Raw genomic sequence first — 25,940 nt, 5'->3', positions numbered from 1 at the left:
GCAACTTTTTCTGATGCTTGTAGAAGGCAAGTAATTGGGGAGGTGTCCATGCTGCGCGACGATCTGTACGAGCTGATGAAGGTCCTTCGCGTGCTCAAGCACCGCCGCCGGCATCCGGTCCTGCCGTCGGGCACGGTCGGGCTGCTGCAGGCGATCGACCGCTCGGACGGCGGCCGGCACCTGAAGGAGGTCGCCGCGCGGTGCGCCCTCGACCAGTCCACGACCAGCCGGGCGGTCAGTGCCGTCTCGCAGGCCGGCCTCGTCCGGCGCGTCCCCGACCCGCACGACGGGCGGGCCACCCTCCTCGAGCTCACGCCCGCCGGCCGGCAGACCCTCGCCGACGCGGTCGCCTGGTACGACGACCTGCTCGCCGACGCGCTGCGCGACTGGAGCCCAGAAGACCTCGAGCACTTCAGCGGCTACCTGTGCCGCTTCGCGAACGACCTGCACCTGGAGGCAACACGATGAGTCACGCCAAGCCGATGTCGCATCGGCAGATTCTCGAAGCGTTGAGCGGGCTGCTGCTCGTGCTGTTCGTGGCGCTGGTGAGCTCCACCATCGTCTCCACCGCCCTGCCGAAGATCATCGGGGCGCTCAACGGCACCCAGGGCCAGTACACGTGGGTCGTCACCGCCACCCTGCTCACCGCGACCGCCTCCACCCCGATCTGGGGCAAGCTGTCCGACCTGTACAGCAAGAAGCTGCTCGTCCAGATCTCCATCGTCATCTTCGTCGTGGGCTCGATCCTGTCCGGCCTGTCGCAGAACGCCGGTGAGCTGATCGCCGCGCGCGCCTTCCAGGGCATCGGCGTGGGCGGCCTGCAGGCGCTCGTCCAGGTCGTCATCGCGGCGATGATCCCGCCGCGGGAGCGCGGACGGTACAACGGCTACCTCGGCGGCGTGATGGCCGTCGCGACCGTCGGCGGCCCCCTCCTCGGCGGCGTCATCGTGGACACGTCGTGGCTCGGCTGGCGCTGGTGCTTCTTCGTCGGCGTGCCGATCGCCGTGATCGCGCTGTTCGTGCTGCAGAAGACCCTGCACCTGGTCACGGTCAAGCGCTCTGTCAAGATCGACTACCTGGGCGCCTCGCTCATCGCCGCGGGCGTCAGCGTCCTGCTCATCTGGGTCTCGTTCGTCGACGGCTCGTTCGCGTGGCTGTCGTGGCAGACCTTCGCGATGGTCGGCGCCGGACTCGTCCTTCTCGCCGCCGCGGTACTGGTGGAGGCCCGCGCGGCCGAGCCGGTCGTGCCGCTGCAGATCGTCCGGCAGCGCACCACCGCCCTGTCGATCGTCGCGAGCCTCTCCGTCGGCATGGCCATGTTCGGCGGCGCCGTCTTCCTCGGCCAGTACTTCCAGATCGGCCGGGGCTACACCCCGACCGAGGCCGGCCTGCTCACCATCCCGATGATGGCCGGCGTCCTGGGCGCCTCGATCATCGTCGGCCGGCTGATCACCCGCTCGGGCAACATCAAGCCGTACATCGTGGCCGGCACCGTCATCCTCGTGCTCGGGTTCGCAGCCCTGGCCACCATCGACCACGAGACGTCGCTCGTCTTCGTCGGCGCGGCCATGCTGCTGGTCGGCGTCGGCGTCGGCTCCTCCATGCAGAACCTCGTCCTCGCCGTGCAGAACACCGTGCCCCTGAAGGACATCGGTGCGGCGAGCTCGACGATCGCCTTCTTTCGCTCGCTCGGCGGCACCATCGGCGTCTCCGTCCTCGGCGCCGTCCTCGCCCGCCGTGTCACCGACAACATCACGCACTCCCTGGCCGCGGCGGGTGTCCCCGCCGGCTCCGGCGGCGGCACCAGCAACCTCAACCTCGGCGCCCTCCCGCCCGCCCTGCAGCACATCGTCCGGGCCGCTTACGGCGACGCGACCGGCCACATCTTCCTCATCTCGGCCGGCATCGCGCTCGTCGGCGTGGCCGCCGCGGCCCTGATGCGCCCGACCGCGCTGCGCACCACCCTGGACCTGGACACTCCCGCCCCCGAGACTTCGCCTTCGACGCAGCCTTCGGGGAAGGTGACCGCCCCGACGCACTGACCCGTCCGCTCGACAACCCGGTGGATCCGTCGATCCACCGGGTTGTCCGCGCTTCACGCGTCAGTCCGCGGGCAGCCAGGGCTCGAGCACGGCGGGGGCGGCGACGGCGGCCCGCACCGTGGCGCGTTCCTCGGCGGTGAGCGGGAGGCTGTGCAGCTGGGCACCCCACTCCGGGACGCGGCCGGGGTCGTCGAGGGCCACCGCCAGCTCGATGAGCGAGGCCAGGGCCACCGCGCGTTCGAGGGTGGTGGCGCCGTCGGCGTGGCGGCGGAGGCCGGAGTTCAGGGCGCGGAACGCGGCCAGGTCGTCGTGCTTGAACTCGCGCAGGATGCGGGCGTTGTCGAGGACCTTGGCCAGGCCCTGCAGGCGCTTGGAGCCGCCGTACTCCACCTCGGCCGGCTCGTCGCGCTGGATGAAGATGATCGAGTTGCCGGACGGGTCCACGACCGTGAAGCGCGACGCGCCGGGCCGGAAGCGGGTGATCCGGGGCAGACCCTTCGCGAGGATCTTGCCGTACGAGCGCCGCATCGCTTCCGTGAACGCCGCGTGATACGGCGCGACCAGGTCGACCATCACCAGGCAGCCGCCGATGTCCTCCCGTGCCGCGTCGATGCCGCCCGGCGGCTGCTTGTAGTGCAGCCCGACCCCGCGCCACTGGAAGGCCAGGTACAGGTAGGGCCGGCGCTGCTCGTACGTGACCGCGAACCCCAGCGAACGCCAGAACGCCACGGTCTCCTCGGGGGCCACGCACGGCAGCAGCGGCACGGTGGTCTCGTTCGGCTGCACCAGTTCCTCCAGCATGGTGCGGCAGTGTGCCAGAACCCGGACGAACTCGCACATGCAAGAAATAATTGGTGAAATGCAAGAAAGTGACACCGGCAGGTTGATGCCGTGGAGCCGGTGGACATCGACACCCCCCCGCGGCGCCCCCGAGGTGTTCGCGAAGCTGACCCTGGAGCGCCACCTCCACGCGACGTCGTCTGAAGAACGGGCCGATCCGGGGATGTGCGGGTGGCACGTTTCCGGGATTTTGGGTCTGGCGGACGCCCGTACCGTTAGGTCCAACAGCGCAACACCGAGATGACGCATCCGAGAGGACCACCCCCCCATGAGCGAGTACGGCGAGATCGAGACCAGCGAAGGCCACAGCGGCCTCGCGGAGGCGCACGAGGCGAGTGTCGGCGAGCAGGACTACAACTCGCAGTACGGCATCCTCGAGACCGACCACCAGAGCATCGAGCACACCGAGTACGAGAACGTCAAGCACATCGAGTACACGGACGCCGCGGGCAACCACTACGAGGTGACCGAGTACACGCGGTACGAGCACACCGAGATCGAGCAGGAGCACACCTTCGCCGCGTACGGCCAGGAGGGCTCCGCCGGGTTCGGTGCGGCCGAGATCGAGGGTGCCGAGGCGTCGGACGCGCACGTCATGTCGCTCACGGAGCGCTTCGAGAGCTTCCTCGGGAACGTCATGGACGGCCCGAACTACGAGATCTCCGACAGCAGCGCCTGACCACCCGCCGGGTGCGTCTCGACTGCGCTAGGAACGCCGGTCGGCCTTCGGGCCGGCCGGCGTTCCGCGGTTCCGGGAGCCCACAGGGCAGGACCGGGCGTCAGGAGTACGTGGCGATGGCCGGCAGCATCTCCGCCATCCGGTCCCACGCCACCGGCGCCGGCACCCGCACGAACACGAACTCGACCACCACGCCGTCGGACGCCCACGCGCACCAGGCCTCGGGCGTGGGGAGCCCGACGGAGTCCCGGCACAGCGCGACGCCGCCGATCGAGAGCGGGCCGCGCCGCACCATCTCCTCGGCCCACAGCGTGGTCTGCGCGCGGGCCGGGTCCTGCGCGGCGAGCCACGCGTCGACCGCCGCCTGCGGGCCGTCCTGTGTGAAGCGCGCGCCGACCTGCCCGGTCAGCATCACCATGTACTGAGGGTCGAGCGGATCCTCGTAGGTCGCCGAGTACGGATCCGGGACCGGTGGGGGATCGTCCGACCGCCGCATCGTGCCCGCCTTCGCCGGTGCCTTGAGCGCCCACACCCGCGGCGGACCCGCCGGAGCGCCGCTGGGCGGCCGCGACGACAGCGACGGGGCGGCCGGCGCGGCGGGCCGGGAATAGGTGGGCGCGGTGGACCGGGGCAGCTCCGGCTTGTCGTTCAGGTAGGCGGACACACAGACGCACGCGACCAGGCTGACCACGCCGGCGAGGACGAGGGCAATGACGGCGGGCCGCCGGGCCCCCTGGGCGAAGGACGGCGCGGGTGCCGGCTGCGGCGGTGGCCCGTACACCGGCGGCGTCGGGAACCCGTCGCCCGGCGTGCCCCGCTCGTCCGGGTCGCCCGGCGGCGGCCCGTCGGGCAGGTGCCAGCCGTGCCCGGACTCCGGTACCACCACAGCGACCCCCCGTCACCACCCTTGAACCCGCGAAGGATACGGGATCAGGGGCCGTCCCGTCGGATGCGGCGGCGGTACGGTGGCGGACATGGCGACCATGAGGACCGTCGATGCGGGGCGCGGGCGTGCGGACCTCGGGATCCTCACGGCCGGGCTCGCCGTGTCGGTCGCCGGCGACGCCGCCGCGTTCATCGCGCTGCTGCTGCGCCTCCAGCCGCACGGCAGCGGGTGGGTCGCCGCGCTCCTCGCCGCGGAGCTGGTGCCGGTCGTGGTGCTGGCCCCGGTGGTGGGCCGCGTCGTCGACCGGCTCGAGACGCGTGGCGTGCTGATCGTCGCGCTGCTCGGCCAGGCGGTGGTCGCGGTGCCGCTCGCGCTGCTGGACGGCCCGCTGCCGACGGTGCTGCTGTTCGCGGCGCTCGCGGCGCTGGCGGCGTTCGTCCGGCCGGCGACGAGCTCGCTGGTGCCGGCCATCACCGGGCCCAGTGGGCGGGAGCGCGGCTACGCCCGGCTGTCGCTGGGCTTCGGCCTCGGCTGGATCTTCGGCCCCGCCGTCGGCGGGCTGTTCACCGGCTGGTTCGGCGTGCGGGCCGCGGTGCTCGCCGACGCGGCCACGTTCGCGCTGCTCGCCGGCGCGTGCGCGCTGCTCACCGTCCGCCGCCGCCCCGACCCCTCGGCCGCGGCCGACGACCGGTCCGGCGGGCTGCGGCTGCTGCTCGCCGACCGGGTCCTGACCGTCGCGGTCCTCGGCGTCGCGATCAGCGTCGGCGCCGCCATCGTCGACAACGTCGCGGCGCCGTTCCGGTTCGTCGACCAGCTCGGCGCCTCCTCCGCGCAGTACGGCCTCTACCTCACCGTCTGGGGCGCCGGCGTCCTCGTGGGCTCGCAGCTGCTGCCCCTGCTGCACCTCAGCCACCGGGTCGCGGTCGCCGTCGCGTGCCTCGCCATGGGCGCCGGCATCGCGGGCATCGGCCTCGCCCCCGGCCTGCTGCTCGCCTACGCCGCCGCGGCCCTCGGCGGCGCCGGCAACGGCATCCTCAACGTCGCCCAGAACGCCCTGATCACCGCCCGCACCCCACCCGAACGCCACGGCCGCCTCTTCGCCACCGTCAGCGCCGTCAACCAGACCGCGATCGGCGGCGGCACCGCGGCCGCGGCCCCGCTGGTCGCCTGGCTCGGCGGCGGCGGCGCCCTCATCACCGCCGGCCTGACCACGATGGCCGCCGCCGCGGCCCTCCTCCTCGTCACCGCCGGCGCCACCAAGTCCACCGAGCCCATCGAGCCCGGTGATCCCGCCGTCGGCGCCAAGGAGCCCACCAGCGAGCAGGCCCCCGCCTGAACACCTCCGCGGAGGGGTGGATCAAGGTGGGAGATACCGGGCAACGGTGTCGGGTGGGTGACAGGTCAGCGCAAGTGTTCGCCAAGTCCGCGCCAAGTGGCGACCTGCATGCTCTTCTCAGCGGCAACCGAAAGGGTCTCAACCCCCCCCGGGACCCTCGCACGGACTAGCTCGAAGGCCCCCCTTCGATACACATATATCGCTGGACCGGTAGAGCGGCGCTCCTCCCTCGCGCCGCTCTACCAAGCATTCCGGCGCGGGGTTCAGCCGGTGAAGAGCAGCAGCAGGCCCGCGACGGTGTAGGCGACCATCAATCCCAGCAGCGGCACCTGGCCGGTCATGGCCTGGGCGCGGGGGAAGACCTTCAGGGCCCGGTCGTGGGCGAGGACGGTGCCGACGAGGTGGCCGAGGATGATCGCGGTGATCTGGACGTTGGCGACGCCCGTCGGGGTGATCACGCCGGTCCACGGGTCGAAGTCCGGCCGGTCGAACAGGAGCGCGACGGTGCGCTGGCCCTCCAGGACGAACAGCGAGTAGTAGTGCGCCACGACGTAGCCGACGACGATCGGCACGATCGAGTGGGCCAGCTCGCCCGGCATGCGCTCCGCCGACGTGTGGCCGCGCCGGCCCGAGGTGCGGGTCGCCACGGTGTACGCGAGCGCCACCGCACCGATGACCGCCAGCAGGCCGAGGGTGCCGGTGACGGGGGCGGGCAGCCCGTTCTCCTGGGTGAACCGCAGCCAGAAGAGCGCGCCGGACATCGCGTCGTAGAAGGTGGCGCCGAGCAGCACGACGGCGACGGCGACGAGCCCGGGCGCGGGGCGCAGGCCGGCGATGCCGTCGAGGGGGTTGCGCCAGGCGAGCGTGCCGTCGGGGCGGCGGCCGATGACGGCGAGCCGGCCGGCGAGGTCGCTGAGCACCTCGAACGCGTCGCCGCGGGTGTGCCAGTCGGGGCCGTAGACGAAGGCGCCGGCGAGCATGGCCACGGCGTACACGGCCAGCCAGGTGCCGATGACGGGCAGGGTCGCCCGGTCGGGGGCGACGAGCTCCAGCCACGCGAACGCGAAGAGCCCCGCGGCGGCGGGCCAGTAGCCGAGGCCCTCGGGCAGCGCCCGGCGGGGCTTGAAGCCCAGCGACAGCGTGCGCAGCGGGTTCAGGGCCCGCCAGACGGGGCCGAGCAGGAGCGACAGCGGCACCAGCCCGACCCAGAACAGCACGTACACGATGCCGGCCGCCGGGTTGTCGGCCGTGTCGGGCAGCGTGAACGTCCACGCCAGGACGGCCAGCAGCAGGATGCCCACGAGCCGGGGGATGACGGCGGGCACCGGGATGGTCCGCACGGGGCGGCCGGCGGCGGGGTCGAGCCGCGGGGCGCGCCACGCGACGCCGAGCACCACGAACGACACGATCAACGCGGCGGCGGCGCCGACCAGCAGCTGGCCCAGCGTGAGCGGCAGGTCCTGGCGGCCGCCGACACCGTGGGCCAGGACCGGCGCGAGGTCGGTGTTCAACGGACCACGAGCTGGAAGAGCACCAGGTGCGACGCGTGCGTCTCCACCTCGAACAGCCCGGTCCGGTCGACCCGCAGCTCGAGCGACGCGGGCGCCCCGGCCGGCAGCGCCAGGCTCTTGTCGTAGCCGTGGACGTGCAGCTCGTCGGCGACGTCGGAGGTGACGGTGATCCGCACCAGGTTGCCCTTGGCGACCTCGACCCGGCCGGTCGGCGGCGTCACCTTCTTCTTCGCGACGGTGACGACGATCTCCTTGTCGAAGGTCGCGACCGGCGACGGCGGTGCCGAGGAGGTTCCCGCCGTTGGTGACGGCGCGTCGGTACCGGCGGCGGCGGCCGTCGCGGTCGTGGTGGACGGCGCCGGCGCAGGTGTTGCAGGGTCGGCGGAGCACCCCGTGAGGGCCAGGACGAGCGCGGCGGCGAGGACGGTGGCACGAGCTGCAGGCACGGAAAGGCTCCCGAGGCGACGGGGGGTTTGTCAGGGCTGTGAATTTAGCGTCTTGTCGCTCATGGGGGAACCCGGCATCATGTGCCGATGCGATCGGTCCGTGTCGGTGCGTCGAAGATCGCGGTGCTGGCGCTCGTCGCCGTGCTCGGCGTCGTGCTGCCCGCACATCCTGCCTCGGCCCACGGCCAGCTGGCCATGTCCGACCCGGTGCAGGACAGCACCGTCGACAAGCCGCGCGCCGAGGTGGCGCTGTACTTCACCGAGCAGCCCGCCTCGTTCGCCTGGTTCACGGTCACCGCGCCGTCCGGGCTGCGGGTCGAGGGCGGCTGGCGGACCGGGGAGCCGAAGCGGCTCGACAAGCCCGTCCAGGAGTACTTCATGGTCGACGGGAAGTTCGAGCCCAGGTCGTACAACACCGGTTTCCCGGCGCTCGTCCCGGTGTCGCACTGGCCTGAGCAGGGCCTTTACACGGCCGCCTACCAGACGGTCGCCTCCGACGGGGAGGCCGTGAAGGGGCAGCTGCGGTTCACCTACAGCGGCCCGGTGACGCCGGCGCCGGCGGGCTGGACCGCGCCGACCGCCGGCCCGTCCGAGGCGCTGACCCGCGCGCTCAACAAGGAGGGCACCCCGCCGGCGGCGGTCGGGCCGACCCAGGGCCCGCAGCAGGCGCAGCCGCCGGTGTCGGCGCCGGCGCCGGTGAAGACGCCGTTCGTGCTCACCGACTGGCTGATCCCGGCGCTGCTCATCGTGGGTGTCGGCCTCATGATCGGGCTCGCGGCCCGGCGTGCGCCGGTGCAGCCGGAGAAGAAACGCCGCAAGGCCGCCCTCCGCTGAGGAGGACGGCCGCGACGGCACCGGTCAGCCGGTGGTGGTGCCGCAGGTCGCCTGGATCTGCGCGGTGAGCCGCTCGGCGAAGGCCGGGTCGGCGATGACCCGCTGCTGGTACTGCTCGACCTGCGCGTCGGCCAGCCCCGTGTACAGGGGTTTGCTGGCGTACGCGTCGGCCATCGCCGCCGGGTCGGTGTAGACCCGCGACTGGACCGAGCACAGGTGCGCCGCGGTCGTGTCCAGGAAGATCGTCTCCATCCGTTCGGGTGTCAACGACGCACTGGCGGACGGTCCGGCCGTCGACGGTGCGGAGATCTTCGCCGGGGTCTTCGAGCCCTCGTCGCCGCAGCCCGCCAGGCCGGCGGTGACCGCGAGGGCGGCGATGGTGAGCAGCACACGCGAGCGGATCATGTCAGCGTCCTCCTTAGACGACGACCAGCGTGAGGTCGTTGGTGTCGGTGATGCCGCCGTACGTCTGCTTGACCGTCAGCTTGTAGGTGCCCACCGCCACGTTCGTGGCGTCGAACTTCACGGCGGCGAAGTCGTCGGTGCCGACGGCCAGCGCCGCGGCCTGGTTGGGCTGGGTGTACGCGCGCTCCTGCGGGTAGCTGACGACCAGGCCGGTCGGGCCGCCGGAGACGGTGATGCGCAGGTCGTCGACGCCGCCCTTGCGCGCCTGGAACACCAGCTGCGACCAGACCGGGGTCTTCTTCGGCACCGTCACCGTCGAGGTCTTCTGGGTGACGGCGTCCCCGGTGACCGACACGACCGGCAGGGTCGCGACCTGCGAGCCGGTGCGCTTCGTGCCGGTGCAGGTGGTCGCGCCGTCGGCCTTCTCGGTGTACGAGTAGTTCAGCGTCACCGGGTTCAGCGACACGAGCTTGTTCGTGGCGACGCTGATGTTGAACGCGATGTAGTCCACGCGCCCGGCGGCGAGCGAGTCACCCTTCGACAGCGACGAGTAGCTCTGCGTGTTCGACGGGTACGTGATGGTGAGGCCCGCCCCGGAGGCGGTGACCCGCACGTCGCAGACGTCGTCGGCCGCACCCCACAGTGTGCCCACCCAGCCCGACTGCCCCGGCAGCATCGGCGCGAGCAGCGGCACCACCAGGCCCAGGTCCGGGGTCGCGGCGCTGGCCGGCGCCGCGGCGGGAACGATGGCGGCCGCGCCCGCGGCGCAGGCGAGGGCGATCGAGGCTGAACGGCGCATCGGTAGAGGTCCTTCTCTGTTGATGATGGCTGCCTGATGACGAATTCCAGATCGGCCGGGCCGGCGGCCGGTTGAGCTAGCCGGTGAGCGCTATCCAGGTGTCGTACTGGTGCACCGCGATTCCCTCGAACGCGGCGTAGCGCTGCGCGGCCCGGTCGACGTCGCTGAGCGTGGCTCGCATGGCGCTGTCCGTGCCGCCGTGGAACGTGCAGTACGCGCAGTCACCGAGCGCCTGCGTCTCCGCGCCCAGCCGGGCCGGTTTCGCCGCCTTCCCGGCCCGCCGCAGCAGGTCGTCGGCGACGCCGAGCATCGAGTTGCCGCCGGTCGCGGTGTTGCGGTAGCTCATCACCGTGACGCCGTCGACCCGGGCGAGCACGGCGTCAGCCAGGTTCTCCCCGCCGACCTGGACCGTCGGCAGCCAGAAGGGCACGTCGAGCTCGACCGGCGGGCCGATCAGCACCAGCTCGTCCAGCAGCCGCAGCAGCTGCGGTACGAGCGCCGCCTGCCGCTCCTCCCAGGCCGGCAGCAGGTAGGGCTCGACGTCGACGTGCAGCCCCCGGAACAGGCCGGACGCCGCGGCGGCCCGCGCCCAGGCGAGCGCGGTCGCGTGGTCGGTCGTCCAGGCCGGTTCGCCGCCGAGCGCGTCGAGGGCGATCCCGGCGTCGTCACACAGCGCACGCAACCGGGTCAGCTCCGTCACGTCGGCGCGCGGGTCGTAGTACGCGAAGATCGTCGTCACCGAGCGTGCCTGCGCCCAGTCGACGACGGCCTCCGGCCGCTCCCGCTCCCACAGCCACATGGCCCGGGTGCCCGGCGGCGCCACGCTCGTCTCGGGCGCCAGGGGCGGCAGGCGCGGCCGTACCGACGCGACGAGCAGACCCATGGTCAACACGACGCACAGGACGGCGTGCGCGACGCTCCTCCACATGTCATCTGTTCGGCCGGTCGTGCCCGGCCCGAAGGATTTGGGTCACGTTGACGTCACTGGGAGCCGTGGGACACGATGAACCCCGAGCGGTCAAGGGAGGAACCCAGTGCGAATCTGGGACGGTCCCGCCACTGTGACCGGGGAGCCACCCTCCAGCGCAAGGGCCACGGCCGAAAGCCGGAAGGTCGGGGGATGGCGGCGATCCGGGAGTCAGGAGACTCCAGCCGCTCGTGCTCCATGACCCAGCGGGCGCGGACCCGCTCGAGGAGGATGTGCCCGTGACGTCGCCGTATCCGTTCTCGGCCGTGGTCGGCCTGCCCGACCTGCGCCTGGCCCTGCTGCTCACCGCCGTGTCACCGGCGATCGGTGGGGTCCTCGTCCGGGGTGAGAAGGGCACCGCCAAGTCGACCGTCGTGCGTGGCCTCGCCGCGCTCCTGCCGGAGGTCGACGTCGTCGCCGGCTGCCGCTTCGCCTGCGACCCTCTGGCTGCCGACCCTTCGTGCCCCGACGGCCCGCACACCGCCGGCACGCCCGCCGCCCGGCGCCGCTCCGCGCTGGTCGAGCTGCCCGTCGGCGCCACCGAGGACCGGGTCGTCGGCACCCTCGACCTGCAGCGGGCCCTCGGCGAGGGCGTGAAGGCCTATGAGCCCGGCCTGCTCGCCGCCGCGCACCGGGGCGTCCTCTACGTCGACGAGGTCAACCTGCTGCCCGACCACCTCGTCGACCTGCTCCTCGACGCCGCCGCGATGGGCCGCGCCCACGTCGAGCGCGACGGGGTCTCCGTCAAGCACGCCGCCCGCTTCCTGCTCGTCGGCACCATGAACCCGGAGGAGGGCGAGCCGCGGCCGCAGCTCGTCGACCGGTTCGGCCTGGTCGTCGGCGTGGCCGCGCCCGCCACGGTCGAGCCGCGGGCCGAGGTGGTGCGGCGGCGGCTGCAGTACGAGAACGACCCGGCCGGGTTCGCCGCCCGCTACGTCGAGCAGGACGCGGCCCTGGCGGGCAGGATCGCCGCCGCCAGGCAGATCCTGCCCCGGGTCACGCTGCCGGACGCGCAGCTGGACCGGATCGCGCGGATCTGCATCGCGTACCGGGTGGACGGCCTGCGCGCCGACATCGTCGTGGCCCGCACGGCGGTCGCCGTCGCCGCCTGGCACGGCCGGACCGTCGTGACGAAGGACGACCTGCGGGACGCGGCCCGGCTCGCGCTGCCGCACCGGCGCCGCCGCGACCCTCTGGACCCGCCGGGCGCGGACCAGGAGCGCCTGGAGGAGATCCTCGACCAGGAGCTCAACGGCCCCGACGACGCTTCCGACGACGGCGGCTCCGACACCGACGGCCCTGACGACGGCCCTGACGACGGCCCTGACGACGGCCCTGACGACGGCCCTGACGACGGCCCTGACACCGACGGCCCCGATGGCGGCGGCCCGGACAGCGGCGGTCCTGACGGCGGCGGTCCCGACGGCGGTGGCCCGCCTCCGCCGAGCGCTTCTACCGGCTCGTCCGACAATTCCGGCTCGTCGGGTCCGGTCGACGATCCGGGTGGCCGCCCGACCCCCGAACAAACGATGGTCAATACGTCGGACGTCGATGGGGGCACCGGTCCCGCCACGGGCCCGGCCGGGGACCTCGCGTTCGCGCAGGCCCCGTACAAGACGCGGCTCTTGAAGATCGGTGGGAGGGCCAACCGGCAGCAGGGCTCCCACGCCGGGCGGCGCTCACCCGCGCACGGCCGGCACGGCCGCGTCGTGCGGTCCCGGCAGCCCAGCGGCAAGCTCGTCAGCCTGCACCTGCCCGACACCGTGCGCGCCGCCGCGCTGCGCGGGTCCCGCCGCGTCCACGCCCGCGACCTGCGCGAGGCGGTCAAGGTGGGCCGGGAGGCCAACCTCGTGCTGTTCGTCGTCGACGCGTCCGGGTCGATGGCGGCCCGGCAGCGGATGACCGTCGTGAAGACGGCCGTGCTGTCGCTGCTGCGCGACGCGTACCAGCGCCGGGACAAGGTCGGCATGATCACCTTCCGCGGCGCGGAGGCCACCACGGTCCTCGAGCCGACCGCCAGCCACGAGGTCGGCGTGCTGCGCCTCGCCGAGCTGCGCACCGGCGGCCGGACCCCCCTCGCCGCGGGACTGCGCCAGGCCGCCCGCACGCTGCACGGCGAGAAGCGCCGCGACGCCCGCCGCCGCCCGCTGCTCGTCGTCGTCACCGACGGCCGCGCGACCAGCGGGCCCGACCCGATGACCGTCGTGCCCGCGCTCGCCGGCATCCCCGCGGTCGTCGTCGACTGCGAGTCCGGCCCCGTGCGGCTCGGCCTCGCCGGCCGCCTCGCCCGGGCCCTGTCCGCCGACTGCCTGCCGCTGTCGGCACTGTCCACCGTGGGGAGCTGAACATGCCGCAGGGCAAGGTCGAGAGCGTGCCGGACGACGGGCTCACCACCCGCCAGCGCCGCCGGCAGCACATCCTGGCCGTCCACACCGGACAGGGCAAGGGCAAGTCGACGGCCGCGTTCGGGATGGCGCTGCGCGCCTGGAGCGCCGGCTGGCCGATCGCCGTCTACCAGTTCGTGAAGAGCCCCAAGTGGCGCGTCGGCGAGGAGACCGCCCTCAAGGCCCTCGGTGAGACCGGCAAGGGCGGCCCCGTCGTGTGGCAGAAGATGGGCGAGGGCTGGTCCTGGATCCAGCGCCCCGGCACCGAACGCGACCACGCCGCCGAGGCCGCCGAAGGCTGGGAGCAGATCAAGCGCGACCTGGCCGCGGAGGCGCACCGGTTCTACGTGCTCGACGAGTTCACGTACCCGATGAAGTGGGGCTGGGTCGACGTCGCCGACGTCGTCGCCACCCTGCGGGACCGGCCCGGCAACCAGCACGTCGTCATCACCGGGCGCGACGCGCACCCCGACCTCGTCGCGATCGCCGACCTCGTCACCGACATGACGAAGGTCAAGCACCCCATGGACGCGGGGCGTAAAGGCCAGCAGGGCATCGAGTGGTAGCCCGCATCGTCGTCGCGGCGCCGGCCTCCGGCCACGGCAAGACGACCGTGGCGACCGGGCTCCTCGCCGCGTTCGCGGCCCGCGGCCTGCGCGTGGCGCCGTTCAAGGTCGGCCCGGACTACATCGACCCCGGCTACCACGCGCTCGCCGCCGGCCGCCCCGGCCGCAACCTCGACCCGGTCCTCGTCGGCGAGGAACGGATCGGTCCGCTGTTCGCGCACGGCTCATCCGGCGCCGACGTCGCGGTCGTCGAGGGGGTCATGGGCCTGTTCGACGGGCGCACCGGCGCGGGCGAGCTCGGCTCCACCGCGCACGTCGCGAAGCTGCTCGACGCGCCCGTCGTCCTCGTGGTCGACGCGACCGCGCAGGCCCGGTCGATCGCCGCGGTCGTGCACGGGTTCCGGTCGTTCGGGTCCGGCGTGCGCATCGCCGGGGTGGTGCTCAACCGGGTCGGCTCCGACCGGCACGAGCAGATCCTCCGCGACGCGTGCGCCGAGGTCGGCACGCCCGTCCTCGGGGTGCTGCGCCGCCATGACGCGGTCGCCGCCCCGTCCCGGCACCTCGGCCTCGTCCCCGTCGTCGAACGCCACGCCGAGGCTCTCGAGTCCGTGCGGGCCCTCGCCGCCGTGGTCGCCTCCGGCGTGGACCTGGACGCGGTCCTCGCCGTCGCCCGCTCGGCGCCCTCGTTCGCCGCTGCGCCGTGGACGCCGTCGGTGGGTGAGCCCGTCGCCGGGCGGCCCGTGGTCGCGGTCGCCGGCGGGCCCGCGTTCTCCTTCAGCTACGCCGAGACGGTCGAGCTGCTCACCGCCGCCGGCGCCGAGGTGTCCACCGTGGACCCGTTGCGGGACGAGGCGCTGCCGCCCGGCACGCGCGGGCTCGTCGTCGGTGGCGGTTTCCCCGAGGTGTACGCCCAGCAGCTGTCCGACAACACGCCGCTCCGCGAGGCGGTCGCCGCGCTGGCCGCCCGCGGCGCCCCGATCGCGGCCGAGTGCGCCGGGCTGCTGTGGCTGGCGCGGACCCTGGACGGCCGGCCGATGTGCGGGGTGCTGCCCGTCGACGCCGCCATGACCCCGAAGCTGACCCTCGGCTACCGCGACGCCGTCGCCGTCGCGGACAGCGTCCTCGCCGCCGCCGGCACCCGGGTCAGCGGCCACGAGTTCCACCGCACCGCCGTCAGCCCGTCCTCCGGCGCCACGCCCGCGTGGGCCTGGCACGGCGAGCGCGGGGCGGTCCGCGAGGGGTTCGCGGCTGGGTCGGTGCACGCGTCGTACCTGCACCTGCACTGGGCCGGCGCCCCGCACCTCGCGCACAGGCTGGTCTCGGCATGCGCGTAGTGCTCGGGTTCGGCGCCCGCTCCACCGCCACCGCCGCCGACGTCGAGGCCCTCCTGCCCGCCTTCACCGGCGACGTGGTGGTCGCCCTGTCCACTGTGGACACCCGGGCGGGCCTGGCGGAGGAGCTGGCGTCCCGGCACGGCTGGGAGGTCGTCACCCACCCGGCGTCCGCGCTCGCCGCCGTCGAGGTGCCGAACCCGTCGCCGCGGGTCGCCGCCCACACCGGCACCCCGAGCGTCGCCGAGGCCGCCGCACTGCTCACCGCCCGCACCGCCGCGTCCAAGCCCCTCCCCGGCCGGTCCACCGCGCCGCCGCCGGCTGGGTCCGCCGCACTGTCTTCGGCTGGGTCTGCCGCGTCGCCCTCGGCTGGGTCTGCCGCGCCGTCTTCGGCGGGGTCGGCTGCGACGGTCCCCGGCCGGCCTGACGTGCCACCCCCCGCACAGACGTTGGTCACTACGACCTCGCTCGATGGACCGGCGGTGCTCGTCGTCGCCAGGCGGTCGTCCGCGGTCGCGACCCTCGCCGTCGCGGCGGTCGCGCCCGAGGTGACCGTCGTCGGGATCGGCGCCGACGGCCTGGAGTCCGTGTCGCCGGCCGGGCGTGCCGCGATCGCCGAGGCCACCGTCGTGTTCGGCAGCGGCCGGCAGCTCGACCTCGCCGCCGTCACCGCGAAGCGGGTCGAGTGGCCGTCGCCGCTCGTACCCGCCCTGCCGCGGCTGCTCGCCGAGCACCACGCCGACCGGGTCGTGGTCCTCGCCAGCGGCGACCCCACGTACTACGGCATCGGCAGCACCCTCGTCAGGCTGCTCGGCGCGGCGCACGTGCACGTGGTGCCGCACCCGTCGTCGGTGTCCCTCGCGTGCGCGCGGCTCGGCTGGGCCCAGGACGACGTCGAGGTCGTCAGCGCCGTCGGCCGGTCCGTCGACGCGCTGCGCCGCGTCCTCCACAATGGACGCCGGGTGCTCGTCCTCAGCTCCGGCACCGCCACCCCGCCGTCGGTGGCCGCGATCCTCGCCGAGACCGGGTTCGGCGACAGCACCGTCACCGTCCTGGAGTCGCTCGGCGGCCCGGACGAGCGGATCCACCACGACGTCACGGCCGCCGGCCCGCTGAACGTCGTCGCCGTCGACTGCCGCGGCAGCGGTGCCGCCCTGACGCCGGGACTCGCAGACGACACGTACAGCAGCGACGGCCAGCTCACCAAGCGCGAGATCCGCGCCGTCACCCTCGCCGCCCTCGGCCCCCGCCCCGGCGAGCTGCTGTGGGACGTCGGCGCCGGCTCGGGCAGCATCGCGATCGAGTGGCTGCGCGCGCACCGCTCATGCCGCGCCGTCGCCGTCGAACGCGACCCCGTCCGGGCCGAGCGGGTCACCGCCAACGCCCGTGCCCTCGGCGTCCCGCACCTGTCCACAGTGGTCGGTGCCGCGCCCGGCGCGCTCGACGGCCTCGCCCCGTCCGAAGCGGCACCGGACGCCGTCTTCATCGGCGGCGGCTTCACCGCGGCAGGGGTGTTCGAGCGCTGCTGGTCGGCGCTGCGCCCCGGCGGCCGGCTCGTCGTCAACGCGGTCACCGTCGCCTCGGAGCGGCTCGTCGCCGAGCTCCACGAGACGCACGGCGGCTCCCTGACCCGGATCGCGGTCCAGCGTGCCGCACCCGTCGGCGGGTTCCTCGCCTGGCGGCCGATGATGCCGGTGACGCAATGGGTGGTGTGGAAATGACGGTGTACTTCATCGGTGCCGGACCGGGCGCCGCGGACCTCATCACGGTCCGCGGCCGCGACGTCCTCGCCCGGACCCCGGTCTGCCTGTACGCGGGCAGCCTCGTGCCGGTCGAGCTCCTCGACGTGTGCCCGCCCGGCGCCCGGCTCGTCGACACCGCGAACCTCGACCTCGACCAGATCCTCGCCGAGCTGACCACCGCGCACGCCGCCGGCCTCGACGTCGCCCGGCTGCACTCCGGCGACCCGTCGGTCTTCAGCGCGATGGCCGAGCAGCTGCGCCGCCTCGACGCCGCGGGCGTGCCCTACGAGATCGTGCCGGGCGTCCCCGCGTTCGCCGCCGCGGCCGCGTCCCTGGGCCGCGAGCTGACCGTGCCGGGCGTCGCGCAGACCCTCATCCTCACCCGCACCGCCGCCCGCGCCACCCCGATGCCCCCGGGCGAGGAACTGTCCACACTGGCCGCCAGCCGCGCCACGATCGTGCTCCACCTGGCCGTGCAGCGCATCGCCGTCCTCGTCGAGGAGCTGGTCCCCTGGTACGGCGAGGACTGCCCCGCCGCCGTCGTCGCCCGCGCCAGCCGCCCCGACGAGGTCATCCTCCGCGGCACCCTCGCCGACATCGCCCAGCAGGTCCAGGAGGCGGGCATCCTGCGCACCGCCGTCATCGTCGTCGGCCGCGTCCTCACCGCCGAGGAGTTCCCCGACAGCCACCTGTACTCCACCACCCGCCACCGCTCATGAGCCTCGACCCGTACCTCGCCGGCGACGAGGTCGTGCAGGCGGACCACCCGGCCGTCCGTGCGGCCGCGACGGCGCTGCGGGAAGGGCGCGACGACACCGGCTTCGCGCGGTCGGCGTTCGAGTTCGTACGGGACGAGGTGCGGCACCCGGTCGATGCCGGGGATCCGCGGGTGACAATCACCGCGGCGGAGGTGCTCGAGCAGCGCGTCGGGCTGTGCTACGCCAAGTCGCACCTGCTCGCCGCCCTGCTGCGGGCCGAGGGCGTGCCGGCCGGCCTCTGCTACCAGCGCCTCGCGACCGGCGACGGCGGCTTCGTGCTGCACGGCCTCGTCGCCGTGCACCTCGACGGCCGGTGGCACCGGCAGGACCCGCGCGGCAACAAGCCGGGCGTCGACGCGCAGTTCTCGCTCGCCGGCCCGCGGCTGGCCTTCACCGTCGACCCGTCGGCGGGGGAGTGCGACTACGAGCCCGTGTTCGCGACCCCCGACCCGGGCGTCCTGGCCGCCCTGCGCTCCACCACCGACGTCCTCGCCCTGTGCGCCGTGGGCCTGCCCGCCTCCCTGAGCGGCCACTGACCTACGGCACCTCGATGGCGCGGACCACCGCCATTCTCCCGGCTTCCGCCGCGGGGTGGCCGGGCGCTCGACGGCACCGGTGCCGTGGTCGGCTTCGACTTCGGCAACGGCAACGGGTTCGTGGTGACGGCACCGGAGGCCGCGGCGATCGCCGACGGGCTGGCGGAGGAAGGCTGGTGGAGGCCGGGCCAGGCGGTCACGCTCGTCTCCCACGCGATCGCCGCGTTCTACCGCGCCGCCGCCGACGAGGGTCGCACCGTCATCGGCGGCGTCGCCTGACGGGCCGTCAGACGCGCGGCTCCTGCAAGACCGCCGCCGGGCGCGGTTCCGGCGCGGGAACGGGTTCGCGCAGGGCGGCGGACAGGGCGGCCGCCAGCACGGGCACGACGGCGAGGGCGATGAAGGCGCCGCGGGGCCCGTGGTGGTCGGCGATGAGGCCGAGCAGCGGCATCGCCAGGCCGCCGGCGCTGACGGCCAGGCCCAGGGTGACGCCGGCCGCGGTGCCGGGGCGGGTCGGCAGGTAGTCCTGGCCCAGCTTGACCAGCACGGCGAACGGGATGTTCGTGACCAGGCCGACCAGCAGCACCAGCGGCAGCGCCAGGTAGGGCGACGGGCACAGGAGCATGACGGCGATCGCCGGGCCGAGCAGCAGGTTCCCCAGGCGAACGGTGCGCACGAGGCCGATCCGGTCGGCGATCCGGCCGCCGGCGAGGGTGCCCAGGACGCCGCCGCCGAGCTGCAGGGCGAGGGCGGCGCCGCCGAGGGTGGGCGAGGCGCCGAGGGTGTCGATCCAGTAGAGGGCGACGAACGTGTTGACGCCGAACGACACCGCCGAGCGGACGATCTCCACCGACGCGAGGACGGCGAACTGCGCGGGCCGGTCCCGCCCCTCGGCGGCGGCCCGCGCGGCGACGGCGCCCGTGGTGCGGCGCTGGTGGCGGAGCAGGACGAAGCCCATGAGCACGGCCGGCGGGATGAACAGGGCGGTGGCGCCCACGCCCCACGCGTCCAGCGCCGGGGTCGCCAGGGCGGGGGCGACGAAGAAGCCGACGCTGCCGCCCGCGGCGAAGTAGCTCATCGCGGTCGCGCTCGACCCCGCCGCGAGCCGCGCGTCGCGCCCCGCCGCCGGGTGGAACATCGCCACGCCGAGGCCGGACAGCAGCAGGAGGGTCCAGACCATGGGGTACGACGGCGCCACCCCGGCGAGGCCCGCGCCGGTGCCGGCCAGGGCCACCCCCACCGGCGACATCCACGGCAGGCGGCGCCGGTCGGCGAGCACGCCGAAGACGAGCTGCGGCAGGGAGCTGCCGAGCGCGGCGGCCATGGCGAGCCCCGCGGCGGCGACGTAGCCGTAGTGGCGGTCGAGGACGAAGTACGGCACCGCGGCGGGCACGAGCCCCTGGTAGAAGTCGTCGACGGCGTGCGCCGCCGCCCACACCCGCATGCGCCGCCACGGGGAGGCGATCGCAGTTGCAACAGTCACCCGTTCAAGATCGCAGCGGGTGTACGGTGCGGGCTTCCGGTATTCTGCCGATCGATGTCGAACATCCGCCACATGCCGGTCGCTCCGACGAAAGCCACCGAGCACGGCTCCGGCTTCCACATCGACCGGCACCGCCACGACCAGCATCAGCTGGTGTACGTGAGCCGCGGGGTCATCGCCGTGCAGACGGAGGCCGGCGGGTGGGTCGCGGCGGCGGACCGGGCCGTGTGGATTCCCGCCGGCTGCTGGCACGAGCACCGGTTCCACGGCGCGAGCGCGTTCCACACCGTCGGGTTCGCCGACGAGGACGACCCGCCGCTGCCGGCCGGCGCGCCGACCGTCGTCGCGGTCGGCCCGCTCCTTCGAGAACTGCTCGTCGCCTGTACCGACGCGGACCTGCCGGCCGATGAGGAGACGCGGCTGAGGGCGGTGATCCGGGACCGGCTGCACCGCGCGCCGCAGGAGCCGGTCGCGCTGCCCACCGCCCGCGACGGGAGGCTCGCCGCCGCGTGCGCGGCCGCCGCGGACCGCCTCGACGAGCCGCGGACCCTCGCCTCGCTGGCCCGGGAGGCCGGCGCGAGCGAGCGGACCCTGGCAAGGCTGTTCCGCGCCGAGTTCGGGATGACGTATCCGCAGTGGCGCACCAACGTCCGCGTGTACCGCGCGATGATCCTCCTCGCGGGTGGGCTGCCGGTCACGGCGGTCGCGCACCGGTGCGGGTTCGCGACGCCGAGCAGCTTCGTCGACACGTTCCGCCGCGCGACCGGCCAGACCCCGGGCGTCTACGCGGCCCGCGAACGGGCCGGCTGAGGCGCGGCCGGCCCGTCGCCCTGCGCGTCCCGGAATGGAATCAGGTGCAGTGCTTGAGCTTCGGGCGGATCGACGCCGGCACCGTGTCCTGGCAGACGTTGTCGGTGCCGCCGATGAGCGCCTTCCAGACCTTGTTCGTGCCGTCGTACTTGAACACGACGACGGCCGTGTCCATCGCCTCCGGCTGCGTCAGGGCCGTCGCGTACCCCTGGTAGCAGCTGATGTCCTTGAAGCCCTTGCCGAGGATGATCGCCCCGGCGACCTCGGCGTTGGCCTGGAACGCCTTCTGCAGCGTGGCCGCGTCGACGGGGCAGCCCCCGCCGGTCGCCGCCGAGCCGGACGCGGCCGGTGCCGCGCTGGACGGTGCCGCCGCGCTGGACGTGCCGGCGGCCGGAGCGGTGCTGGTGGATGCGGGTGCCGCGGTGGTGTCGGCCGGGTCCTCGGAGGAGCAGCCGGCGAGGGCGATCGCCGCGACGGCGATCGGGAGCAACGCTCGTGTCATCACACGCGGAATCCTGTCGTCTCCGAGGGCCGCGTGGTTGTCGGCTAGCGGACATCTACATTGGACAGTCGGCGGATGTCAGGCGTCGATGCGCATGAGCTTCCGGAAGTCGTACTGGTAGCCGTACCTGAGGCCGGTGAGCTGCTCGTCGACGGCGCGGACGCGGTCGGCGGGCACCGCCCGGCGCAGCTCGGCGCGCAGCACGACGCGGGCCAGGCAGTCGCCGGTCAGGTCGAGGAAGTCCGGGCCGCCGACGGGCTCCTCGGCGGCCGGGAACCACGGCTCGTCGCGCAGCGGCTCCCACCATTGCTCGGGGACGAACTCCTGCAGCATGTCCACCGCCGGGGCGAGCCAGCCGTCCGGCGCATAGCCGGTGCTGTCGACCCAGACCGTGCCCGCGAACGGGCCGTTGAGGACCAGCCACGCGTACAGCTGGCTGCGGGTGCCGCCGAGGTGCAGCATCCCGTCGCGGGGGTCGCCGTCGATGTCGTAGAAGTCGTCCGGGTCCAGATGGTCCGCGTCCTCGCCCATCTCCTCCTGGTACTCCTCCAGCTGCTCCGGCGTGCCGGCCCAGGCACGGTCCAGCGGGAACGGCTCCGTGTTGCACCGGAAGTAGTCCTCGGCCTCGTCCTGCTTGGACAGTGGCGTGCCGTACGCGGCCAGGGCCAGCAGCCCCGTGTCGGCGTCGCCGAACTCGAGCAGGTAACGGCGGTAGTTCTCCGGCAGGCGGATCCCGTGCCGGGACTCGAAACCCTCCACTGTGGACGGGTCCAGCGGGGCGGGTGCGGCCTCGGTCCAGCCGAGGTCGTGCAGGCGGGCGAACAGCCGCCGGATCCTGGCGAGGCGCGGCTCGATGTCGGTCACGGGGTCGACCCTAGCGGCCGCGTCTCCACCCGTGGGTTGAGCCCCGGAGTCCATCTCCGCGCCGGTCAGCGGGGGCGCAGGCCGTCCAGGGCGATCTGCAGCACCCGGTCGCGCTGGGCGTCGTCGCGGAAGCCGGCCGAGGTGAGGCCGCTGAGCATGCGGACGGTGTCGTCGAACGTGACGTCGGGCCGGACGGCGCCGGCGGACTGGGCGTGGGTCATCAGGGGCTCGCCGACGCGGTAGATCTCCTCGCGGCAGCTGCGGAACATCGCCGAGTCGCGGTTGAGCGCCTCGTAGATGGCGCGCTTCGTCGCCGCGTACGACACGAACCTGCGCAACCAGGACTCCAGGGCGTCCCACGGCGGGAGGCCGGCGACGTCCTCGGCGGTCTGGCACAGCTGCTCGATCTCGCCGAGATAGACGGTCTCGAAGAGGTCCTGGCGGGTGGGGAAGTTGCGGTACAGCGTCCCGATCCCGACGCCGGCGCGCCGGGCGATGTCCTCCAGGGACGCGTCGGTGCCGTGCTCGGCGAACGCGTCACGGGCCGCGGCGAGGAGCGCGTCGAAGTTGCGCCGGGCGTCGGCGCGCTGCGGGCGCCGGACGGCGACAGGGGACTCGGCCGACATGGGTGATCTCCAGCACGCAACGAAACAGTGGAACCAGGTGGAAGCGGAGGCACCCCTCCGCTAATGTGGAGGCGTACCTCCACTACTGTACCGCGTCCGGGGGAAAGATCCGATGACACGCGCACTCACCCTCAGCCCGCCGTCGCTCGCCACCGTCCAGCCGCGGGCGAGCCGGTTCCTCTTCGTCGCGCTCGCCACCGCGGCCGCGTCGTTCTCCCTGTTGCAGTCGCTGGTCACGCCGGTGCTGCCGAAGATCCAGCACGACCTGCACACCAGTCAGGGCACGGTCACCTGGGTGCTCACCGCGTGGCTGCTGTCCGCCGCCGTGGCGACGCCGATCATGGGGCGCATCGGCGACATGTACGGCAAACGCCGCACCCTCCTCGTCGCGCTCGCCGCCATCGCGGTCGGGTGCCTGATCGCCGCCGCGGCGCCCAACGTCGGCGTCCTGATCATCGGGCGGGTCGTGCAGGGCCTCGGCGGGGCGGTGTTCCCGATCTCGTTCGGCATCCTCCGCGACGAGCTGCCACCGGCCCGGGTCCCGTCCGCGATCGGCGGGCTGTCCGCGGTGATCGCCGTCGGCGGCGGCCTCGGCGTGGTCCTCGCCGGCCCGGTCGTCGGCGCGCTGGACTGGCGGGCGCTGTTCTGGATCCCCGCCGTCGTCGTGGCGGGCACCGCGCTGCTGACGCTGCGGTTCGTCCGCGAGTCGCCGGTCGGCGACCCGGGTCAGGGCCGGGGCCGGATCAACTGGCCGGCCGGGGTGCTGCTGTCCGCGTGGCTGGTCGCCCTGATCCTGCCGCTGAGCAAGGCCCCGGTGTGGGGGTGGACGTCCGCGCGGGTCGTCGGGCCGCTGCTGCTCGCCCTCGTCCTCGCCGCCGCATGGGTACTGGTGGAGCTGCGCTCGGCGGAGCCGCTGATCGACATGCAGATGATGCGGCTGCCCGCGGTGTGGACGACGAACCTGGTGTCGCTGCTGTTCGGTGCCGGGATGTTCGCGACCTACGCGTTCCTGCCCCAGTTCCTGCAGACGCCGCGGTCGACCGGCTACGGGTTCGGCACCACGGTCACCGGCGCCGGTCTCGCCATGCTGCCGATGCTGGTCACGATGGCCGTGGCCGGGTCCGCGAGCGGCCCGCTGACCGCGTACGTGCCGACGAAGGTCCAGCTGCTGATCGGCACCGCGACCGCGGCGGTGTCGTGCGCGGGGCTGACGCTGTTCCACGACGCGTACTGGCAGGTCGCCGTCGCGACGGGTGCGTTCGGGGTGGGGCTCGGGCTGACGTTCACGGCGATGGTCAACCTCATCGTGGCGACCGTCCCCGCCGGGCAGACGGCCGTGGCCAGCGGGATGAACGCCAACATCCGCACCATCGGCGGCTCGCTCGGCGCGGCCGTGGCCAGCGCCGTGATCACGGCCCACACGACGCCCGCGGGCCTGCCGCTGGAGTCGGGCTACACGTACGCCTTCGCCGTGCTGACCGCGATGCTCGCCGCCGCCGCGGTGATCGCGACCGTGGTCCCTCGGGCCCGGAAGGCCTGAGGGACCCGGGAGCCGCTCAGCCGCGGGCGATCCAGACGTCGTCGAGCATGCCGTGGAACTGGTCGTTGTCCTTGCCGTTGCCCTTGCCGCCGATGCTGAGCGGCACGGTGTTGACGACCGACAGCGTCGCCGGCAGAGTGGCCGTGCCGTGGACCACGTCGTCGACGAGCAGGGTGAGGGAGGTGCCGTCGCGGCGGCACTCCAGGCGGTGCCAGGCGCCGTCGGACACCGACACGTCCGACAGGGCCACGTGGATCGCGGGCCCGGCCGCGTCGGCGAAGACGCAGCTCGGCCGGCCCGCCGCGCCGTCGATCTGCAGCTTGTACTGGGTGCCGGAGGCCGAGTAGCCCTTCTGCACGATGTTCTGCCCGGAGCCGGTCTCCTTCTTCGGCAGGCGCACGGTCGCGCCGTAGCGGATCGGGCCGGTGCCGGGGTTCAGCTCCGGCGAGTCGGGCGTCTGCAGCACCGCGTGCGGGCACTTCTTGCCGGCGCACCGGGTCGGGAAGTCCGCCGCCAGGCCGGTGGTGATCTTCCCGGGCAGCTCGGCGAGCCGGACCTTGCCGCCGTGCCCGGCCGACGAGGTGAGCGTGTGCCCGTGCCCGGAGTCGTCCTCGACGACGGCGCCCCCGGCTCCCTTGCTCGCGGTGTCGAAGGTGTACCGGGCGACGATGACCGGTGCGGCTGTCTCGGCTGTGGCGGCGGCCGGCTCGGGTGCGGGCCGGCTCGGGGCGGCGGACGCGGGGCCGGCGCCGCCGAGCGCGCAGATTGCCGCGGCCGCCAGCACCGCCGGCCGGATGGCGCTCATCCGTCCGCCATACGTGTTCCCCCATGTGTTCATGCCCGAAATGTGTCATATTGACGCCGTAACCTCCGAGCATTTCCCCCAACGTGTCGGCCGCATTCCGTAACCGAAGGGTTGACGCAGGGTCACCCAAACCGGATGTCCGGACATGATCGTCAGGGTTCTGGGAAACTCGAACCATGCGGTGGGCGGCGGTGGTTGCTGTGCTGATCGTGCTGATGCCCTCCGCCGGTCACGCCGCCGTGCCGGCGAGGGCGCCGGCGGCACCCGTCGAGATGTGCCGGATCACCGACCCGGCCGTGACCGAGGTGTCCGGGCTCGCCGTCACCCCCACGGGCTACCTCGTGGAGAACGACAGCAACCCCGACCCCGCCAAGACCCGCGTCTTCATGCTCGACAAGGCGTGCAGGGTGACCGGCGACGTCCAGTACCCCACGACCGCCCGGGACCCCGAGGACCTCGCCGTCGACCGGAAGGGCACGCTGTGGATCGCCGACATCGGCGACAACAGCCCCTTGACCGGCGGCTCCGGCAACCGCCGCAGCACGATCGCGCTGTGGACCATGGCCGCCGGCTCGAAGCAGCTGAAGATCCACCGCCTGGTGTATCCGGACGGGGTGCCCCGCGACGCCGAGGCGCTGCTCATCGACGGGCAGGGCCGGCCGGTGATCGTCACCAAGGACCCAAACGGTGAGGTGTTCCGCCTCGACACGCCGCTGCCGACCGACAACACCGTGGGCGCGAGGCTCACCAAGGTCGGCGCGTTCGAGCCGCGGCGCACCGGCACGTCCAACCCGTTGGGGTTCCTCGGCATCGCCTGGGTCACCGGCGCCGCCGTGTCCGCCGACGGCACCAAGGCGGTGGTGCGCACCTACGCCGACGCCTACGAGTTCGAGGTCAAGGGCGGCGACGTCGCCGCGGCGATCACCTCCGGCAAGGCCACCGTGACCGCGCTGCCCGACGAGCCGCAGGGGGAGGCGATCGCCTACACCGCCGACGGCGCAAGCCTGCTGACCGTCTCCGACCAGGACGGTCCGGCCGTGATCCTGCGGTACCCGAGCGGCCTGAAACCGGCCCCGCCGAGCAGCGCCGCACCGCCCCCGCCCGCCCAGGCCCAGGCACAGGCGCAGGCCCGGACGGCGCCCGACCCGCAGCGGTCCACCCGCGCCCCGCTGCTGCTGGGCGCCTTCACGGTGGTCGCGTTGATGCTGGTCGCGGCCGTAGCACGACGCGCCAGGCGACGATGAGCAC

27 protein-coding genes and 1 riboswitch are annotated in these 25,940 nt (G+C 73.7%); of the genes, 15 read left to right on the top strand and 12 right to left on the bottom strand.

Annotated elements, in window-relative coordinates:
* The first annotated feature begins 48 nt into the window (after positions 1 to 48).
* The gene (locus ACQEVZ_RS13945) at positions 49 to 468 is read left to right on the top strand and encodes a MarR family winged helix-turn-helix transcriptional regulator (protein WP_433366210.1); all 420 of its coding nucleotides are present in this window, start codon (positions 49 to 51) and stop codon (positions 466 to 468) included.
* Between the two features lie 14 nt (positions 469 to 482).
* Positions 483 to 2,042 carry an MDR family MFS transporter gene (locus ACQEVZ_RS13940; protein WP_433366207.1) on the top strand — a complete coding sequence of 520 codons (1,560 nt, stop codon included), beginning with the start codon at positions 483 to 485 and terminating at the stop codon, positions 2,040 to 2,042.
* Positions 2,043 to 2,102: 60 nt separating this feature from the next.
* On the opposite strand, the gene ACQEVZ_RS13935 is transcribed toward ACQEVZ_RS13940, so the two are convergent.
* Positions 2,103 to 2,843, bottom strand: a complete 741-nt coding sequence (locus ACQEVZ_RS13935; RefSeq protein WP_433366204.1) for a glyoxalase — start codon at positions 2,841 to 2,843, stop codon at positions 2,103 to 2,105.
* Between the two features lie 307 nt (positions 2,844 to 3,150).
* Between ACQEVZ_RS13935 and ACQEVZ_RS13930 the strand changes: the two genes are divergently transcribed.
* Positions 3,151 to 3,561: a hypothetical protein gene (locus ACQEVZ_RS13930; RefSeq protein WP_344502512.1), complete on the top strand. Its 411-nt coding sequence runs from the start codon at positions 3,151 to 3,153 to the stop codon at positions 3,559 to 3,561.
* A gap of 100 nt (positions 3,562 to 3,661) precedes the next feature.
* Here ACQEVZ_RS13930 and ACQEVZ_RS13925 read toward each other — a convergent pair whose 3' ends face one another.
* Positions 3,662 to 4,447 (bottom strand): hypothetical protein, encoded by a 786-nt coding sequence (locus ACQEVZ_RS13925; protein ID WP_433366201.1) that lies wholly within the window; start codon positions 4,445 to 4,447, stop codon positions 3,662 to 3,664.
* Positions 4,448 to 4,535: 88 nt separating this feature from the next.
* Here ACQEVZ_RS13925 and ACQEVZ_RS13920 point away from each other — a divergent pair, with 88 nt between their 5' ends.
* Entirely contained in the window at positions 4,536 to 5,783 is a 1,248-nt protein-coding gene (locus tag ACQEVZ_RS13920) for an MFS transporter (RefSeq protein ID WP_433366198.1), read from the top strand.
* A gap of 263 nt (positions 5,784 to 6,046) precedes the next feature.
* Here ACQEVZ_RS13920 and ACQEVZ_RS13915 read toward each other — a convergent pair whose 3' ends face one another.
* Positions 6,047 to 7,294 carry a hypothetical protein gene (locus tag ACQEVZ_RS13915; RefSeq protein WP_433366195.1) on the bottom strand — a complete coding sequence of 416 codons (1,248 nt, stop codon included), beginning with the start codon at positions 7,292 to 7,294 and terminating at the stop codon, positions 6,047 to 6,049.
* Positions 7,291 to 7,740, bottom strand: coding sequence for a hypothetical protein (locus tag ACQEVZ_RS13910; RefSeq protein ID WP_344502508.1), 450 nt, complete (start codon positions 7,738 to 7,740; stop codon positions 7,291 to 7,293). The genes ACQEVZ_RS13915 and ACQEVZ_RS13910 overlap by 4 nt, the downstream gene beginning before the upstream one ends.
* Positions 7,741 to 7,827: 87 nt before the next feature.
* Between ACQEVZ_RS13910 and ACQEVZ_RS13905 the strand changes: the two genes are divergently transcribed.
* Positions 7,828 to 8,574 (top strand): copper resistance CopC family protein, encoded by a 747-nt coding sequence (locus ACQEVZ_RS13905; protein ID WP_344502507.1) that lies wholly within the window; start codon positions 7,828 to 7,830, stop codon positions 8,572 to 8,574.
* A gap of 24 nt (positions 8,575 to 8,598) precedes the next feature.
* Here ACQEVZ_RS13905 and ACQEVZ_RS13900 read toward each other — a convergent pair whose 3' ends face one another.
* The 3 genes from ACQEVZ_RS13900 to ACQEVZ_RS13890 all read right to left on the bottom strand — a co-directional run bounded on the left by ACQEVZ_RS13900 (position 8,599) and on the right by ACQEVZ_RS13890 (position 10,706).
* Positions 8,599 to 8,979, bottom strand: coding sequence for a hypothetical protein (locus ACQEVZ_RS13900; RefSeq protein WP_344502505.1), 381 nt, complete (start codon positions 8,977 to 8,979; stop codon positions 8,599 to 8,601).
* A 13-nt stretch (positions 8,980 to 8,992) separates the two neighbouring features.
* Positions 8,993 to 9,778 carry a hypothetical protein gene (locus ACQEVZ_RS13895; protein WP_344502504.1) on the bottom strand — a complete coding sequence of 262 codons (786 nt, stop codon included), beginning with the start codon at positions 9,776 to 9,778 and terminating at the stop codon, positions 8,993 to 8,995.
* Positions 9,779 to 9,854: 76 nt separating this feature from the next.
* The gene (locus tag ACQEVZ_RS13890) at positions 9,855 to 10,706 is read right to left on the bottom strand and encodes a hypothetical protein (protein WP_433366190.1); all 852 of its coding nucleotides are present in this window, start codon (positions 10,704 to 10,706) and stop codon (positions 9,855 to 9,857) included.
* Between the two features lie 70 nt (positions 10,707 to 10,776).
* Positions 10,777 to 10,949: riboswitch (cobalamin riboswitch) on the top strand.
* 35 nt (positions 10,950 to 10,984) lie between these two features.
* On the opposite strand from ACQEVZ_RS13890, the gene ACQEVZ_RS13885 reads away from it, so the two are divergent.
* From ACQEVZ_RS13885 to ACQEVZ_RS13855, 7 genes are all read left to right on the top strand, one after another.
* Positions 10,985 to 13,090 (top strand): VWA domain-containing protein, encoded by a 2,106-nt coding sequence (locus ACQEVZ_RS13885; RefSeq protein WP_433366187.1) that lies wholly within the window; start codon positions 10,985 to 10,987, stop codon positions 13,088 to 13,090.
* Between the two features lie 2 nt (positions 13,091 to 13,092).
* On the top strand, positions 13,093 to 13,695 hold the full coding sequence (gene cobO, locus ACQEVZ_RS13880) for a cob(I)yrinic acid a,c-diamide adenosyltransferase (RefSeq protein ID WP_344502501.1): 603 nt from the start codon (positions 13,093 to 13,095) through the stop codon (positions 13,693 to 13,695).
* Positions 13,689 to 15,029: a cobyrinate a,c-diamide synthase gene (locus ACQEVZ_RS13875; RefSeq protein ID WP_433366183.1), complete on the top strand. Its 1,341-nt coding sequence runs from the start codon at positions 13,689 to 13,691 to the stop codon at positions 15,027 to 15,029. Before cobO ends, ACQEVZ_RS13875 begins: the two co-directional genes overlap by 7 nt.
* Entirely contained in the window at positions 15,020 to 16,747 is a 1,728-nt protein-coding gene (gene cbiE, locus ACQEVZ_RS13870) for a precorrin-6y C5,15-methyltransferase (decarboxylating) subunit CbiE (RefSeq protein ID WP_433366180.1), read from the top strand. Before ACQEVZ_RS13875 ends, cbiE begins: the two co-directional genes overlap by 10 nt.
* Positions 16,744 to 17,487, top strand: a complete 744-nt coding sequence (gene cobM, locus ACQEVZ_RS13865; RefSeq protein WP_344502499.1) for a precorrin-4 C(11)-methyltransferase — start codon at positions 16,744 to 16,746, stop codon at positions 17,485 to 17,487. The genes cbiE and cobM overlap by 4 nt, the downstream gene beginning before the upstream one ends.
* Positions 17,484 to 18,062, top strand: coding sequence for a transglutaminase-like domain-containing protein (locus ACQEVZ_RS13860; protein WP_433366176.1), 579 nt, complete (start codon positions 17,484 to 17,486; stop codon positions 18,060 to 18,062). Before cobM ends, ACQEVZ_RS13860 begins: the two co-directional genes overlap by 4 nt.
* An 84-nt stretch (positions 18,063 to 18,146) precedes the next feature.
* Positions 18,147 to 18,341, top strand: coding sequence for a hypothetical protein (locus ACQEVZ_RS13855; RefSeq protein WP_344502497.1), 195 nt, complete (start codon positions 18,147 to 18,149; stop codon positions 18,339 to 18,341).
* 7 nt (positions 18,342 to 18,348) lie between these two features.
* Here the strand turns inward: ACQEVZ_RS13855 and ACQEVZ_RS13850 are convergent, their stop codons facing one another.
* Positions 18,349 to 19,545 carry an MFS transporter gene (locus tag ACQEVZ_RS13850; protein WP_433366173.1) on the bottom strand — a complete coding sequence of 399 codons (1,197 nt, stop codon included), beginning with the start codon at positions 19,543 to 19,545 and terminating at the stop codon, positions 18,349 to 18,351.
* 54 nt (positions 19,546 to 19,599) lie between these two features.
* Between ACQEVZ_RS13850 and ACQEVZ_RS13845 the strand changes: the two genes are divergently transcribed.
* Positions 19,600 to 20,355 (top strand): AraC family transcriptional regulator, encoded by a 756-nt coding sequence (locus tag ACQEVZ_RS13845; protein ID WP_354893428.1) that lies wholly within the window; start codon positions 19,600 to 19,602, stop codon positions 20,353 to 20,355.
* Between the two features lie 40 nt (positions 20,356 to 20,395).
* On the opposite strand, the gene ACQEVZ_RS13840 is transcribed toward ACQEVZ_RS13845, so the two are convergent.
* The 3 genes from ACQEVZ_RS13840 to ACQEVZ_RS13830 all read right to left on the bottom strand — a co-directional run bounded on the left by ACQEVZ_RS13840 (position 20,396) and on the right by ACQEVZ_RS13830 (position 22,347).
* Positions 20,396 to 20,857: a hypothetical protein gene (locus ACQEVZ_RS13840; protein WP_344502493.1), complete on the bottom strand. Its 462-nt coding sequence runs from the start codon at positions 20,855 to 20,857 to the stop codon at positions 20,396 to 20,398.
* Positions 20,858 to 20,935: 78 nt separating this feature from the next.
* Positions 20,936 to 21,721: an SMI1/KNR4 family protein gene (locus ACQEVZ_RS13835; RefSeq protein ID WP_433366168.1), complete on the bottom strand. Its 786-nt coding sequence runs from the start codon at positions 21,719 to 21,721 to the stop codon at positions 20,936 to 20,938.
* A 65-nt stretch (positions 21,722 to 21,786) separates the two neighbouring features.
* Positions 21,787 to 22,347: a TetR/AcrR family transcriptional regulator gene (locus tag ACQEVZ_RS13830; protein WP_360561841.1), complete on the bottom strand. Its 561-nt coding sequence runs from the start codon at positions 22,345 to 22,347 to the stop codon at positions 21,787 to 21,789.
* A gap of 112 nt (positions 22,348 to 22,459) precedes the next feature.
* On the opposite strand from ACQEVZ_RS13830, the gene ACQEVZ_RS13825 reads away from it, so the two are divergent.
* Positions 22,460 to 23,887, top strand: coding sequence for an MFS transporter (locus ACQEVZ_RS13825; protein ID WP_433366164.1), 1,428 nt, complete (start codon positions 22,460 to 22,462; stop codon positions 23,885 to 23,887).
* 16 nt (positions 23,888 to 23,903) lie between these two features.
* Here ACQEVZ_RS13825 and ACQEVZ_RS13820 read toward each other — a convergent pair whose 3' ends face one another.
* Positions 23,904 to 24,725, bottom strand: coding sequence for a LamG-like jellyroll fold domain-containing protein (locus ACQEVZ_RS13820; protein WP_433366161.1), 822 nt, complete (start codon positions 24,723 to 24,725; stop codon positions 23,904 to 23,906).
* 167 nt (positions 24,726 to 24,892) lie between these two features.
* On the opposite strand from ACQEVZ_RS13820, the gene ACQEVZ_RS13815 reads away from it, so the two are divergent.
* A complete protein-coding gene (locus ACQEVZ_RS13815; protein ID WP_433366158.1) occupies positions 24,893 to 25,936 on the top strand; it encodes a hypothetical protein in 1,044 nt (347 codons plus the stop codon).
* Positions 25,937 to 25,940: the final 4 nt, after the last annotated feature.

This window comes from Dactylosporangium sp. CA-152071 (assembly GCF_050936335.1).
Taxonomy (GTDB): Bacteria; Actinomycetota; Actinomycetes; order Mycobacteriales; family Micromonosporaceae; genus Dactylosporangium; species Dactylosporangium maewongense.
Note: the sequence above shows the minus strand (reverse complement) of the source record. Positions and strands in the feature narration are given on the sequence as shown.

Coding starts and splice junctions, on each gene's coding strand:
- ACQEVZ_RS13940 (WP_433366207.1), top strand. CDS start 483: ATGTCGCATCGGCAGATTCTCGAAGCGTTGAGCGGGCTGCTGCTCGTG.
- cobM (WP_344502499.1), top strand. CDS start 16,744: ATGACGGTGTACTTCATCGGTGCCGGACCGGGCGCCGCGGACCTCATC.
- ACQEVZ_RS13930 (WP_344502512.1), top strand. CDS start 3,151: ATGAGCGAGTACGGCGAGATCGAGACCAGCGAAGGCCACAGCGGCCTC.
- ACQEVZ_RS13900 (WP_344502505.1), bottom strand. CDS start 8,979: ATGATCCGCTCGCGTGTGCTGCTCACCATCGCCGCCCTCGCGGTCACC.
- ACQEVZ_RS13860 (WP_433366176.1), top strand. CDS start 17,484: ATGAGCCTCGACCCGTACCTCGCCGGCGACGAGGTCGTGCAGGCGGAC.
- ACQEVZ_RS13845 (WP_354893428.1), top strand. CDS start 19,600: ATGTCGAACATCCGCCACATGCCGGTCGCTCCGACGAAAGCCACCGAG.
- ACQEVZ_RS13905 (WP_344502507.1), top strand. CDS start 7,828: ATGCGATCGGTCCGTGTCGGTGCGTCGAAGATCGCGGTGCTGGCGCTC.
- cobO (WP_344502501.1), top strand. CDS start 13,093: ATGCCGCAGGGCAAGGTCGAGAGCGTGCCGGACGACGGGCTCACCACC.
- ACQEVZ_RS13895 (WP_344502504.1), bottom strand. CDS start 9,778: ATGCGCCGTTCAGCCTCGATCGCCCTCGCCTGCGCCGCGGGCGCGGCC.
- ACQEVZ_RS13825 (WP_433366164.1), top strand. CDS start 22,460: ATGACACGCGCACTCACCCTCAGCCCGCCGTCGCTCGCCACCGTCCAG.
- ACQEVZ_RS13820 (WP_433366161.1), bottom strand. CDS start 24,725: ATGAACACATGGGGGAACACGTATGGCGGACGGATGAGCGCCATCCGG.
- cbiE (WP_433366180.1), top strand. CDS start 15,020: ATGCGCGTAGTGCTCGGGTTCGGCGCCCGCTCCACCGCCACCGCCGCC.
- ACQEVZ_RS13830 (WP_360561841.1), bottom strand. CDS start 22,347: ATGTCGGCCGAGTCCCCTGTCGCCGTCCGGCGCCCGCAGCGCGCCGAC.
- ACQEVZ_RS13945 (WP_433366210.1), top strand. CDS start 49: ATGCTGCGCGACGATCTGTACGAGCTGATGAAGGTCCTTCGCGTGCTC.
- ACQEVZ_RS13935 (WP_433366204.1), bottom strand. CDS start 2,843: ATGCTGGAGGAACTGGTGCAGCCGAACGAGACCACCGTGCCGCTGCTG.
- ACQEVZ_RS13890 (WP_433366190.1), bottom strand. CDS start 10,706: ATGTGGAGGAGCGTCGCGCACGCCGTCCTGTGCGTCGTGTTGACCATG.
- ACQEVZ_RS13920 (WP_433366198.1), top strand. CDS start 4,536: ATGGCGACCATGAGGACCGTCGATGCGGGGCGCGGGCGTGCGGACCTC.
- ACQEVZ_RS13840 (WP_344502493.1), bottom strand. CDS start 20,857: ATGACACGAGCGTTGCTCCCGATCGCCGTCGCGGCGATCGCCCTCGCC.